13 protein-coding genes are annotated in these 12,445 nt (G+C 31.1%); 2 read left to right on the top strand and 11 right to left on the bottom strand.

The window, feature by feature from the left end; translation table 11 throughout:
* Positions 1–282 precede the first annotated feature (282 nt).
* The 11 genes from FHR24_RS12445 to FHR24_RS12395 all read right to left on the bottom strand — a co-directional run bounded on the left by FHR24_RS12445 (position 283) and on the right by FHR24_RS12395 (position 10,413).
* Positions 283–954 carry a TrmH family RNA methyltransferase gene (locus FHR24_RS12445; protein ID WP_317166206.1) on the bottom strand — a complete coding sequence of 224 codons (672 nt, stop codon included), beginning with the start codon at positions 952–954 and terminating at the stop codon, positions 283–285.
* Between the two features lie 8 nt (positions 955–962).
* Positions 963–1,436 carry a DUF6495 family protein gene (locus FHR24_RS12440; protein ID WP_167189300.1) on the bottom strand — a complete coding sequence of 158 codons (474 nt, stop codon included), beginning with the start codon at positions 1,434–1,436 and terminating at the stop codon, positions 963–965.
* 82 nt (positions 1,437–1,518) lie between these two features.
* The gene (gene rplI, locus FHR24_RS12435; protein ID WP_167189297.1) at positions 1,519–1,965 is read right to left on the bottom strand and encodes a 50S ribosomal protein L9; all 447 of its coding nucleotides are present in this window, start codon (positions 1,963–1,965) and stop codon (positions 1,519–1,521) included.
* Between the two features lie 13 nt (positions 1,966–1,978).
* On the bottom strand, positions 1,979–2,275 hold the full coding sequence (rpsR, locus tag FHR24_RS12430) for a 30S ribosomal protein S18 (RefSeq protein WP_167189294.1): 297 nt from the start codon (positions 2,273–2,275) through the stop codon (positions 1,979–1,981).
* A 2-nt stretch (positions 2,276–2,277) separates the two neighbouring features.
* Positions 2,278–2,616 carry a 30S ribosomal protein S6 gene (gene rpsF, locus FHR24_RS12425; RefSeq protein ID WP_167189291.1) on the bottom strand — a complete coding sequence of 113 codons (339 nt, stop codon included), beginning with the start codon at positions 2,614–2,616 and terminating at the stop codon, positions 2,278–2,280.
* Between the two features lie 90 nt (positions 2,617–2,706).
* Complete coding sequence (locus tag FHR24_RS12420; RefSeq protein ID WP_167189774.1) at positions 2,707–4,170, bottom strand: lipopolysaccharide biosynthesis protein; 1,464 nt, start codon at positions 4,168–4,170, stop codon at positions 2,707–2,709.
* Positions 4,171–4,260: 90 nt separating this feature from the next.
* A complete protein-coding gene (wecB, locus tag FHR24_RS12415; RefSeq protein WP_167189288.1) occupies positions 4,261–5,352 on the bottom strand; it encodes a non-hydrolyzing UDP-N-acetylglucosamine 2-epimerase in 1,092 nt (363 codons plus the stop codon).
* A 1-nt stretch (position 5,353) separates the two neighbouring features.
* The gene (locus FHR24_RS12410) at positions 5,354–6,607 is read right to left on the bottom strand and encodes a glycosyltransferase family 4 protein (RefSeq protein ID WP_167189285.1); all 1,254 of its coding nucleotides are present in this window, start codon (positions 6,605–6,607) and stop codon (positions 5,354–5,356) included.
* 5 nt (positions 6,608–6,612) lie between these two features.
* The gene (locus tag FHR24_RS12405) at positions 6,613–7,800 is read right to left on the bottom strand and encodes a glycosyltransferase family 4 protein (protein WP_167189282.1); all 1,188 of its coding nucleotides are present in this window, start codon (positions 7,798–7,800) and stop codon (positions 6,613–6,615) included.
* A 1-nt stretch (position 7,801) separates the two neighbouring features.
* Positions 7,802–10,219 carry a YfhO family protein gene (locus tag FHR24_RS12400; protein WP_208412351.1) on the bottom strand — a complete coding sequence of 806 codons (2,418 nt, stop codon included), beginning with the start codon at positions 10,217–10,219 and terminating at the stop codon, positions 7,802–7,804.
* Positions 10,220–10,236: 17 nt separating this feature from the next.
* Positions 10,237–10,413 (bottom strand): DUF4834 family protein, encoded by a 177-nt coding sequence (locus tag FHR24_RS12395; RefSeq protein ID WP_243846552.1) that lies wholly within the window; start codon positions 10,411–10,413, stop codon positions 10,237–10,239.
* Between the two features lie 174 nt (positions 10,414–10,587).
* Here FHR24_RS12395 and FHR24_RS12390 point away from each other — a divergent pair, with 174 nt between their 5' ends.
* Together FHR24_RS12390 and FHR24_RS12385 are read left to right on the top strand one after the other, a co-directional pair.
* The gene (locus FHR24_RS12390; RefSeq protein WP_167189277.1) at positions 10,588–11,736 is read left to right on the top strand and encodes a transporter; all 1,149 of its coding nucleotides are present in this window, start codon (positions 10,588–10,590) and stop codon (positions 11,734–11,736) included.
* Between the two features lie 4 nt (positions 11,737–11,740).
* Positions 11,741–12,445: a 16S rRNA (uracil(1498)-N(3))-methyltransferase gene (locus FHR24_RS12385; protein ID WP_167189274.1), complete on the top strand. Its 705-nt coding sequence runs from the start codon at positions 11,741–11,743 to the stop codon at positions 12,443–12,445.

Raw genomic sequence — 12,445 nt, 5'->3', positions numbered from 1 at the left:
TATTTATTTCTATCCTATCGTGCTTTCTTTTATTCTGACCCTATTATTTTCTAGAAAGCTCAATAAAAATACATCGTAAAAACAAGATATATCAACTCACAAACAAGATAAAAACTAGACATTATTACTTTTCTACACCTAAGAACCATTTGTATTATTAAATAAAATATTTGTTTCAATTTTAAAAACAAAAAAGAGACTCCCAGTGAGTCTCTTTTTTGTTGAATTTTATATTTTTTATGTAGCTACTTAGTATAGATCTTACTACAATAATAGTTTTGTCTATTTTTCTAAATCTTTATAATATCTTTCTTTAATTAACTTTATAGATCCTATCGATTTTTCTAACCAACTAACATAGGTTTCTTCTTTTTCTTGTTCTGTAAATTGCCATTCTATGTCCGATTTATGCAATCTATCTGTTGTGTTTTGAAGTGTTATAGCTGCTGCTACCGATACGTTTAAACTTTCTGTAAAACCGTACATCGGTATTTTTAAGTACCCATCTGCCTGACTCATTACTAAATCTGAAGCTCCTGCTCCTTCTACTCCAAACACAAATGCTGATTTTTTAGTAATATCAAAATCAGATACAAAAGAAGAATCTTCGTGTGGTGTCGTGACTATAATTTGATATCCTTTGGCTTTTAACTCATCTACACAGTCCTGTGTGTTGTTTTCTCTGGTTTTGAACCGATGAAAATCAACCCATTTTTGAGCACCTTTACCTACTCCATTAGAAATATAAGCACTGTATTTATTCTCTATAGTATAAATATCTTGCACACCAAAAACATCACAACTACGCACTACAGCACTCCAATTATGTTTTTGATACAAATCTTCTAACACCACAGCAAAGTGCCTAGTTCTGTTTTGCAAAACACTTTTAAACAAAGCTTTGCGTTCATCGGTAACAAACTCTTCTAGATAAGTGACTAATTTTTGATCTATCATATAGCTTAATTTACAAATTTCTCAAAGTTTTGATACAAAGCACCTTCTTTATTAATACTTGCTCCTTTTAAAACCAAATCAAAAATTTCTAAATTTCGTTCTTTATCGTATTTCTTAGCTCCTTTAAAAAACTCAAACTTTTTACTTTTAGGATCATTTAACAAATATTGAATACCTTCTTGAGAACTTAAATCAATCAATTCATCGTTTGATTTTATCATTATACGTTGGATAACTCCATCTGTACAACAAAATAAATTAAGACTCGATTTTGAAAAATGTTCTATATATTTTGCTTTGCTTAAAACATCTTCCCAAACCAAATCACTAAAAAGATTTAGTTCCTCGTCAGCAACTTCGGGTTTGTTCTTTTTTATTTCGTTCCATTCTTTCACATCAATTTGTTGCGATGCTAAAAAGGTAGCAAACTCTTCGTGCAACTCCTCTAATTGTTCCTTGGTTAATTGAATGTATTTCATACTAAATATTTTTTTAGAATAAACAAAAATAAAAAAAGCTCACTATTGCTAGTGAGCTTTTATATAAGATTTATTGTGATAATTACTCAGCAATAATTTCAAAATCTAAATCAGCAGTTACAGTTCTGTGTAAACGAACTGCAGCAGTATACTTTCCAGTTCTTCTAATAGAACCTCCAGCAATTTTGATAAATTTTCTTTCAATAGAATGTCCTGCTTTTTCTAAAGCTTCTGCAACATCAATGTTAGAAATAGAACCAAATAATTTAGTTCCTTGACCTACTTTAGAAGTCAATTTAATCTCTAATCCTTTAATAGCTTCTGCTGTAGCAGTAGCACTTTCTATTACTTTAGCTTCTTTATAAGCACGTTGCTTTAAAGTTTCAGCTAATACTTTTTTAGCAGACTCAGTTGCTAAAACAGCTTTTCTTGCAGGAATTAAAAAGTTACGTCCGTAACCATTCTTCACCTCTACGATATCGTCTGTGAACCCTAAGTTCTCAACGTCTTGTTTTAATATTACTTGCATGATTGTCTACTTATTATTTTAATAAATCACCAACATATGGCATTAATGCCAAGTGACGAGCTCTCTTAACAGCTTGTGCCACTTTACGTTGATATTTTAAAGAAGTTCCTGTTAAACGTCTTGGTAAAATTTTACCTTGCTCGTTTACTAAGTACATTAAGAAATCTGCATCTTTAAAATCGATGTATTTGATTCCTTTTTTCTTAAATCTACAGTATTTAGCTTCTTTCTTAGTTTCAATGTCTAACGGAGTTAAGTATCTAACGTCTCCTTTAGCTCCACCTTTTGCTTGTTGATCGATATTTGCCATAATTACTTCGCAGATTTTAAGTTAGACTTTCTTTTGTCAGCCCATGCTGCAGCGTGCTTATCTAACTTTACAGTTAAATAACGCATAACGCTATCGTCACGTCTAAACTCTAATTCGAAAGGAGCAACTAATTCACCAGCAGCTTTGTATTCGAATAAGTGGTAAAATCCACTTTTTTTCTTTTCAATTGTGTAAGCTAATTTTTTTAGCCCCCAATCTTCCTTATGTAACATTTCGGCACCTTTAGAAACCAAATAGTCCTCGAACTTTTGTACTGTTTCCTTTACCTGAGTATCAGATAAAACGGGATTCAAAATGAAAACAGTTTCGTAATGATTCATAATGATTGTTTTTTAATTAAAATTAAATCGGGTGCAAATATAGTGTTTCTATATTCATATACAAAGTATAACTCCCAAAAAATAAGTTCTTTATCTTTTTAAGAATAAGAGTCCTTTTTTATACAGATTTGTTATGTCTAAGGATAGATTACATTGTATTACAACAAATACATACATCCCTGATAATAAAGTAGATTCAACCAAAAGATTAACAATTGGATGAAATGGTAAGTTTATCATTATCCCTATACTTGTAAAAACAGCTATCACCCCAAGGGCAATCCATGTTTTATTTGTGGTGGGCTGAATGTTAAATTTTGCTTTTACGTACCACAATTTTAACGTGTTAAAAAGCAACACAACTATTAAAGTAGCCAATGCAGCACCATCTATTCCTAATAGATCTATTAAACTATTATTTAAAACAATTACCATAAAAGCCATTGCCAAACCATAAGGCAATAATATTCTATAATGTTTAGAATTTGATATTATAGCTCCATTATTCCCCAAAAACATATGGTACAATTTTGCAATCGAAATCATTAAAACTACCCAAACACCATGTGTATAGGCTTTGGGCAATAATTGATATACTGATGAAATATTCGAATTAACCAACATAAAAATAAAGCCCGAAGCAATTAGTAAATTAATAGATGTTTTTTGATACAAATCTAAAACCTCATCTTCTTTACCTTCATTTATAGCCTTTGCAGTAAGTGGTTGTACAATCTGACTCATAGCTCTACCCGGAATTTCTATTACAGAACCTATATAAACAGCAACGGCATAAAAAGCAACTTGCTCTATTACTTCTTTTTGCGGAATCATAAATTTATCTATATCTAACAATATAGTTGCTGCAGAACCTGCCAAAATAATATATAAACTATATTTTATGACTTCTTTAAAATTATTTGGCAACTGAAAAGAAACCTTAGGTAAATATTGTTTAAATGCAAAAATCATCATAAATATGGCTTGTAAAAAATAAGCACCTACCATACAAAGTACAAATTGATGACTATCGATAATTTTAAAATAAACCGCTACCAATAGCAAGCTAGCCACTATTCTCACAAACAATTCTTTTAGTATGTTTCCAAATACCGATTTTAGATGAACTCTAGCCCAAGCATAAAAAATTTCAAAATAAGCATTGGCAATCGCGACCAAAAAAATTAAATAAGTATAATTTTTAACCAATGGATTTTTATCGGAAAGTAAAGTAGATATAAAGTCATAAAAAAAACTAGTCACAAAACCTAAAGGAATAACTACAAGTAGTGGTTGCCACAAAGCCAAGCTTAAAAACTTATCTTTATTTTCTTTATCTGTATAAGCTGAGAAAAATTTAACAATACTAAAATTTACCCCCAAAGCAATTAGAGGTTTTAAAATAAAAGCTGTGGATAATACAAATGTGATCAATCCATAATAAGCTACATCAAGAAAGTAAACGTATAAAAACAATGTATTAATAGCTCCTACCAAAATTGCGATCAATAAGGTAACCGTATTTTTATATGATTCTTTTAAAACAATTCCCATTTTCATGTTTCGTTTATCGTTCTTCGATTTTCGTCCACCACTCATCGATCATCGGTTTTTAGCTATCGGTTATCGATCTCATCAAACACTTTATTCTTTTTGAATAATCAGCTTTTTAATTTCTTGGTATATAGTCTCTCCCACTTTATCTCCATATAAAGACACCGAAAAATCGTGATTTTTGTTGCTGTGTAATTGATATGCTTCTTGCATTTTTTGAGCATTGCTGCCTACCAAAGTTGCAAAACCGTGAGTTACCAACTCTACCCATTCCGTTTCTTCTCTTGCAATGACACAAGGTTTTTTATTAAAAAAAGCTTCTTTTTGCAGACCTCCACTATCGGTTACCACTAAGGCACAATTTTTAAGCAAAGCCAACATATCAAAATAACCAACAGGATCTATAAACGTAATAGGATACCTTAATTTATTTTTTTCTAAAACCGATTTTGTTCTAGGATGTAATGGCATCACCACTTTTTTAGTTTGATGAATTTTAGTTAATCCTTCAAAAATTCCTTTTAAAGCTACTATATCATCCGTATTTTCTTGCCTGTGTATTGTTGCTAACACAAAATTATTAGGCTCTAAATTTTCATTTTGTAACACCGTTGCTTTTTCGTCAGACATAGCCCCATAAAATTCTACGGCATCTTTCATAATATCTCCAGACTTTACAACCTTTATATTATGATTGGCAAATCCTTCTTTTTCTAAATTGTCTATCGCTGTTTGTGTTGGACATAATAGTAAATTAGAAATTCTATCTGTTAAAATTCTATTTACCTCTTCTGGCATGCTCATATTGTAAGAACGTAAACCTGCTTCTATATGAATTACTTTAATCCCCATTTTTTGTGCTGCCAAAGCTCCTGCTAAAGTTGAATTTGTATCTCCATATACAACTACAGCATCTGGTTTTTCAAATGCTAAAACTTCTTCAATTTTTGTTAACATTTGTCCAGTCATGGCTCCATGACTCAATCCGTTTATGTTTAGGTTGTACTTGGGAACGGGAATTTTCATCTCTTCAAAAAAAACCATACTCATATTATTATCATAATGCTGACCTGTATGTACAATCACTTCTTCAATAACATTGTGTTCAGAAATTACTCTACTTAATACCGCAGCTTTTACAAACTGAGGTCTTGCTCCTAATATGGTTACTATTTTTTTCAAATTACTTTTTAATAATGTTTGCTAACTGTGCTGTTAATGCCTTTCGATGATATTGAGTTACACCAACAGCATTTATTTGTAAATTTTTTTGCTTGTACTGTGTATGTAAATCTACAAGTATTTCTTTTAACTTTTCTGTTTCATTAAAATCTACCACAAAACCAGCTTTTGCTTTTTCTATAATCACAGCCAAATCTCCATTTTTAGGAGCAATGGCTACAATAGGTCTTTGTGCTTGTAAATACTCAAATATTTTACCTGTTATAATTCCCTTAGCACTAGGCACATTATTTACAGCTAATAATAAAACTTGCGATTTTTGTTGATAGGTTTTTACCTCTTCATGAGGGACATAATCCACAAAAGAAACCGATTCTGACAAATCAAATTCTTTAATACTTTCTTTAACCTCTATAGCTACTTTACCTATCAACTGAACTTTAAAAGTGATTTTCTTTTTTAATTCTGACAAAGCCTGCCATAAAATTAACGGATTTCTATCTGCATTTAACATTCCTATATGGGTAATGGTAAACTCATTATCTAAATTAGTTTCACTACTTAAATCACCATCAAAACCATTGGTAATTACATGTACATTTTTAGAAAAAATATCGTAAGATTCTTTCATCGTTTGTCCTACTACCAAAACTTCATCTGCTATTTTTAAAACTTGTTGTTCTAATTTTTCATGTTTTTTGATGGATTTTTTAGTCAACGGTAATTGATGAAAATAATCGATTTCTGTCCACGGATCTCTAAAATCTGCAATCCAACGAATGTTGTTTTGTTGTTTTAATTTTAAAGCAATTACATGTGTAGTATGTGGTGGACCTGTAGAAATGATTGTATCTATTTTATTTTCTGATAGATAATTTTCTAAATACGCAACAGAGGGTTTTATCCAAAACATTCTAGCATCTGGAATAAAATAATTGGCTCTAATGTAAGTTGCCACTTTAGACATTACTCCTTTTTTAGTTCCTAAAAACCCTGCACTTGTTTTTACATTTTTGTTTTTAGAAAAAAATGAGACCAACTGATACGGTTCCCAAATAAGTTGCTTTACAACCTCTATTCCTTCAGGAATATCAGCTTGTAATGTTTCATCTGTTACAGGATAATCAGGATTTTCTACGGTGTAAATTACAGGAGTAATACCAAAGTCTTGTAAATATTTCACAAACTTTAGCCAACGTTGTACTCCTGAGCCACCTGCTGGTGGCCAATAATAAGTAATGATTAATACTTTCAAAATCCTTAAAGTTGATTATATAATTCTACTAACTTTTGAGAGGTTTTTTCCCAAATAAATTCTTCTTTTACAAATTCACTTCCATTTTTCCCTTTCTGATGTCTTCCCTTAACATCTTTAAAAATTTCAATTATTTTTTGAGTAAAATCAGCAACATCTCTATCTGCATGAACCCAGCCTGCATCTACTTTTTCTATCAACGTTTTTTGAGCAGTTGCATTACTAACAAGTACTGATTTTTCAAAACTCATGTACTGAAACAATTTATTTGCATACGCAACATCGTGCTGAATATTTCTATGTAAAGGAGATATACAAATAGTACTTGCTTTTATATATGACGGAAATAAAGCTACATTTTGCCAACCTTCAAAATCTACATATTTTTCTACCTCTAAATCTTTGGTTTGTTGTTTTAAAACAGCATCTGTAGTATTGCTTCCTACAATCACTAATTTTACATTTTCTATTTCTTTTGATACGTTTTTAATAGCACTTATGGCAGTTTGCAAACCTCTTCTTAAGTGTGTATCTCCCAAGTACAAAATCACAAAACTGTCTTTGTACTTTTCTATAATAGATACTTCAATAATAGCATCTTGGTAAAAACTTTTTCGAATCGTGTTGGGAACTAATACTATTTTATCTGATGCGATTTTAGTTCTATTTACCACCTCATCTACAAACTCTGGCGAAACTGTAATTACTTTATCAGCTTTTCTAATAAACTCTTCTTCTTTTACTTTCCACTTTTTAAGAGAGATGATATACTTACCAGGGAACTTTTGCAAATGTGGATAAAACTGCATAATCTCAGGCATGTTGTCATGCAAATCTAAGACTATTTTTAGTTTGCTTTTTTTATTGGCTTTAAACACTGCATCTGCTATTCTAATATCATGAATATGTAAAGCTTCTATCTGATTTTTTTTAATAAATGACTTTATTTTTTGAGTCATCAACCAAGTATAAAACGGAACCGTATAAGCCAAAGCTGACAATTTGTATTCTAACTGACTAGACGAATAACGACATACTTTTATGCCGTTTATAAGTTCATCATCTAATTGTTCGTCATTGTATTTTAAACAAAATAGAAAAACATCGTGTCCTTGTTTTACCAACGTTTCTGCTTCATTTTCTACCCGAACATCAGGTGGAAAGGTTTTGTCTAGAATCATTCCTATACGCATCTTACTTTTTGTTTTTATTGGTCACAAAAAACAATAATCCCGATACTAAAATAAGTAAACCATACCCCACAAGACTTATCATACTTCCTTGCTGAATTACCTGTGGCTCAAACTTAAATTCAATAATATGTTTCCCTGCAGGAACATTCATTGCTCTTAGCACATAATTCGCTCTAAAATGGGCTGTAAATTCTCCATCTACATAAGCGTTCCATCCTGGTTGGTAATATATTTCTGAAAACACCAAAACTTGTGGTTTTTCAGTTTTATACTCATAAATAAGTTGGTTGGCTTGGTACGATTTTAAAGCAACCACCGCCGTAGTATCTTGCTCCGTTTTGGTTACAGAAAACTCATTGGTATTTACAATTACATCGTTTTTAGAATTAAAATCAGACAGCGCTAAAATTTCATCATTGGCTGTTTTTACCTCTATAATATTGTTTACAAACCAAGCATTTCCGTTTGCATCTGGGTTTTGTTGTACTTGCTTTTGTCCTTTTTCATTTGGAGTGATAAAATATTTGGTATTTAACATATTGAACACCTCCATATTGTTTTTAGACAATTGAAAATCTACCAACTCTTGGTACCTTCTCAACTTGGCTGCATGGTAACCTCCTATAGATTTATGATAATAGGAAGTAGCCCCATCACTCATAAAATTACCTGCTAAATTTACAACTCTATAATGCCCTTTGTCTTCTAAAATCTGTTTGTCTACAGCTGTTTTCTGAAAAGGTTTTTCAACTTTATGTGCTGGTAAAAAATCATCATCGTTCACATATCTTTTGGCAATCCCCATGGTATCAAACAACAACACAACACCTAACACAATAACTCCATATTGTTTTTTAATTTTTACGGTTAACACTCCCCAAATCAACCCTAAAGTAATGGCAACTAAAACAAAAGAACGAATACTATCTGACATTAACATAGCTTTTCTATCTGCTTGTAAAGCTCCTGTAAAACCAGGTATTTGCTGATTGTAATATCCATCATTACCACCAACAAAAGAATAAAATATTCCTCCTAAAAATCCAAAAACAATAAGTATTCCTGTTAAAATTCCACCACCTTTTTTAAGGGCTTCTATTTTTTCTTGTTTGGTAATATTCTCAGAGAACAATTCTTTTAACGCCAACATTCCTAACAACGGAATACATACTTCTGCAATTACTTGTATAGAAGATACCGCTCTAAACTTGTTGTACAAGGGCATATAATCAATAAAAAGATTAGTTAACAAATCAAAGTTTTTACCCCAACTCATCAATATAGAAAAAATAGTAGCGGCTACTAATCCTTTTTTAATCCAACCTTTTACTAAAAAAGCTCCTATAAAAAACAACAATACAAAAACTACTCCTATATAAGCTGGAGCAGCAACAATAGGCTGACTTCCCCAATAGGTAGGTGCATTTTTAGAAAAATTTGCTGCTTGACTAGCTCCTATTTTAGGTGCTAAAAATTGATAAGTATTAGAATCTGTTCCTACATCTTCGTTATTTGCTCCACCTGTCAATCTAGGAATTATTAGGTTTAACGTTTCTAAAACCCCGTAACTATACTCTGTTATATATTCTTTAGACAATCCAGAAGATGCTTTTATTGATTTTCCATCAGGACTAATTGTCAGTTCACTTTTACTACGTGTACTATTAGATGCATATTCTTTGGTTGCCAATAAACTTTGTGCATTCATTAGCAAACCTATTACCATAGCAACTACTGCATAAGAAACAGGCTTTACAACTTGCTTTATGTCTCCTTTTTTTAGGTGCTCTACTAAATAAAACAAGCCTGTAATCAATAATAAGAACAATAAATAATAAGTCATTTGTGGGTGACTCGTCTGAATTTCTAATCCCATTGCTAGAGCTGTTAAAATAAATCCTGATAAATATTTGTTTTGAAACAACAGTAACATTCCTGACAATACCAACGGAATATAGCCAATTGCATGTGCTTTTGCATTGTGTCCTACTCCTAGAATAATGATAAAATAAGTAGAAAAACCAAAAGCCAACGAACCTATTAAGGCTAATTTCCAATCGAATTTTAAAACAGTTAGCAGTACAAAAAAACCAACAAAATATAAAAACAAATAATCTGCAGGTCTTGGTAAAAACCGAATAACACTGTCTACATTTTTTATATAGTTGTTAGGATAATATGTGCTTAGCTGATAAGAGGGCATTCCACCAAAAGCAGCATCAGTCCAAAAAGCTTCTTCTCCTTTTTTTTCTCTAAAATCATTTAACTCTTTAGACATTCCTCTAAACTGAGCAATATCGCTCTGAAAAAGTTTATCACCACTTAATACAGGTTTAAAATAAAAAAGAGCTACTATACAAAAAGTAACAAGTACACCAAAGTAAATAGCAACTTGTTTTAAAATTCTATTGTTTTTCAAAATGTAAAATTTGGGAGTTAATCTACTTCTTCATAATCCACATATTCTCCAACATTGTCTCCTACAATATTCTTTTCTTGTGGCTTTTTATCAATTGTAGTGGTTCCTTCTTTGGTTTTTGGCTCTTCTGTATACTGTTGTCCTGTCTTTTTCTGAACATATTTCACCAATAAAACCGGGGCAATATACTTCATAAAAAACTTTAGCACATAGTATATTGCTATTATAATTACTAGGGTTCTAATCAATCCCATAAAACTTGCTTCTTGCATTAAAAAATCTTTTGTCCCCCAAAAATAATAATTTGAAAACGAACCCGACCACCCGAGTATAAAATATTATATTTACAGCTATAATTTTTTGTACACATGAACAGATTCCTTTTAAGCTTTTTTTGTTTTATTCTTTTTACGGCAACAAATTACGCACAGTACACAAACATTATAAACTCTAATAAACCAGGGCATACAGAAACCCCATACGCATTAGGAACCAATGTAATTCAGTTTGAGAACACTATATTATATAACACTTTAGACAGTCAAAATATAAAAAGTAATTCTTTTAGTAATGATTTTAATTTAAGAATTGGTTTTTGGAAAGAAAAACTAGAAGCTTCTTTAGATCATAAATTTACTACTCAAAATTTTACAGGCACAAATAGAAATATTACAGGTACAGAAATGTTATCTGTAGGATTAAAATATTTAATCTATCAACACATTACTAAAGAAAGTGCAGAGGTTAAAAAAAGCTGGAAACGTAGATATGGTTTCAAATACAATGGATTAATTCCTAGTGTAGCAGCTAAGTTTGAAATAAACTCTCCTTTAACCAATTTAAACTTTAACAACGGAGGAAGAACTACTTTTTCTACTAGTATTATTGCTCAAAATCATATAAACAAAAGAGTTAGAGTTAATAATCAGCTTGATTACAAATATATTGGTGGAGATTTTCCTGAGTTTATTTACACCTTATCTTCTTCTTATGTAATGGCAAAAAGATTCAACCCCTACGCAGAGGTTAGATACCACCAAGTAAATGATTTTAACTTTTTTAACGTAGGAATAGGAACTCCTTTTTTAGTAAATAAAGATTTATCCGTAGCTGTACACATGAATGCAGCTCTAGGTAAAAACACATTGGGCTCTGAATTTGGAATTAATGCTTCTTACAGAATAGACAATCATTATGACAGATGGGAATATATAGATCTGCCCGAAGAAGAGGAACCGCAACCAACCATCCGTAAAAAAGTAGAGAAAAAAGAAGAAGAGTTTGTTGATGAAATTCTTATAGAGGAAAAAAACAAAACCAAAGACGAAATTCTAGACGAATATTTTAGGCAACAAGATGAAGCCATCAGAAAACAAGAAGAAAAAGACAGAAAAGAAGAAGAGGCTAGATTAAAACGCGAAGAAAAAGAAAATAAGAAAAAAGAAAAAGAACGCAAACGAAGAAAAAAACGTAAGGTGAAGAAAAAAGAAATGGACGACGTAATTTTAAGTTATTAATCTAATGATATTATCTATTAGCGAACACATACAAAATACAGATACTACTTTTACTTTTGATAAAGATGAAAGTAGACATTTGATAAAAGTACTTAGAAAAAAAGAAGGAGATACCGTTTATATTACCAATGGTAAAGGTTCTTTTTTTACTACCGAAATTAATTTAGCAAACGAAAAAAAATGTACCGTTGCAATAAAATCTGTTGAGTATAAAGAAAAAAATAGACCTTTTCATTTACACATTGCCATTGCTCCTACCAAATTAAACGATCGGTATGAGTGGTTTTTAGAAAAAGCCGTAGAAATTGGAATTGATGAAATTACTCCTATTATCTGTAAAAATTCAGAACGAAAAGTGATCAAGTTAGATCGTATGAATAAAATTATACAGTCTGCCGTTAAACAATCTTTGCAATTTTATGTACCGGTTTTAAATGAAGCTATCTCTTTTGATGATTTTCTAAAAACACAAAATTCGACTCAAAAATTTATAGCACATTGCGAAGACGAAAACAACAAACAATACCTACAAGACATTGCCAAACCCACAAATGATATTTTGGTTCTAGTAGGCCCCGAAGGAGATTTTACTCCTAACGAAATAAACAAAGCAATACAATCAGACTTTATTCCTGTAACTCTTGGAGATAACAGACTAAGAACAGAAACTGCCGGAATTTACATTTCTTCTTTAATGACCTTATTATAG

This window comes from Wenyingzhuangia heitensis, from assembly GCF_011762155.1.
Taxonomy (GTDB): Bacteria; Bacteroidota; Bacteroidia; order Flavobacteriales; family Flavobacteriaceae; genus Wenyingzhuangia; species Wenyingzhuangia heitensis.
Note: the sequence above shows the minus strand (reverse complement) of the source record. Positions and strands in the feature narration are given on the sequence as shown.

What these genes read in the sequence shown, in the direction of transcription:
- rpsR (WP_167189294.1), bottom strand. Translation starts at nt 2,275, where the DNA reads ATGGCAAATATCGATCAACAAGCAAAAGGTGGAGCTAAAGGAGACGTT.
- rpsF (WP_167189291.1), bottom strand. Translation starts at nt 2,616, where the DNA reads ATGAATCATTACGAAACTGTTTTCATTTTGAATCCCGTTTTATCTGAT.
- FHR24_RS12385 (WP_167189274.1), top strand. Translation starts at nt 11,741, where the DNA reads ATGATATTATCTATTAGCGAACACATACAAAATACAGATACTACTTTT.
- FHR24_RS12420 (WP_167189774.1), bottom strand. Translation starts at nt 4,170, where the DNA reads ATGGGAATTGTTTTAAAAGAATCATATAAAAATACGGTTACCTTATTG.
- FHR24_RS12440 (WP_167189300.1), bottom strand. Translation starts at nt 1,436, where the DNA reads ATGAAATACATTCAATTAACCAAGGAACAATTAGAGGAGTTGCACGAA.
- FHR24_RS12405 (WP_167189282.1), bottom strand. Translation starts at nt 7,800, where the DNA reads ATGCGTATAGGAATGATTCTAGACAAAACCTTTCCACCTGATGTTCGG.
- FHR24_RS12390 (WP_167189277.1), top strand. Translation starts at nt 10,588, where the DNA reads ATGAACAGATTCCTTTTAAGCTTTTTTTGTTTTATTCTTTTTACGGCA.
- FHR24_RS12395 (WP_243846552.1), bottom strand. Translation starts at nt 10,413, where the DNA reads ATGAAGTATATTGCCCCGGTTTTATTGGTGAAATATGTTCAGAAAAAG.
- rplI (WP_167189297.1), bottom strand. Translation starts at nt 1,965, where the DNA reads ATGCAAGTAATATTAAAACAAGACGTTGAGAACTTAGGGTTCACAGAC.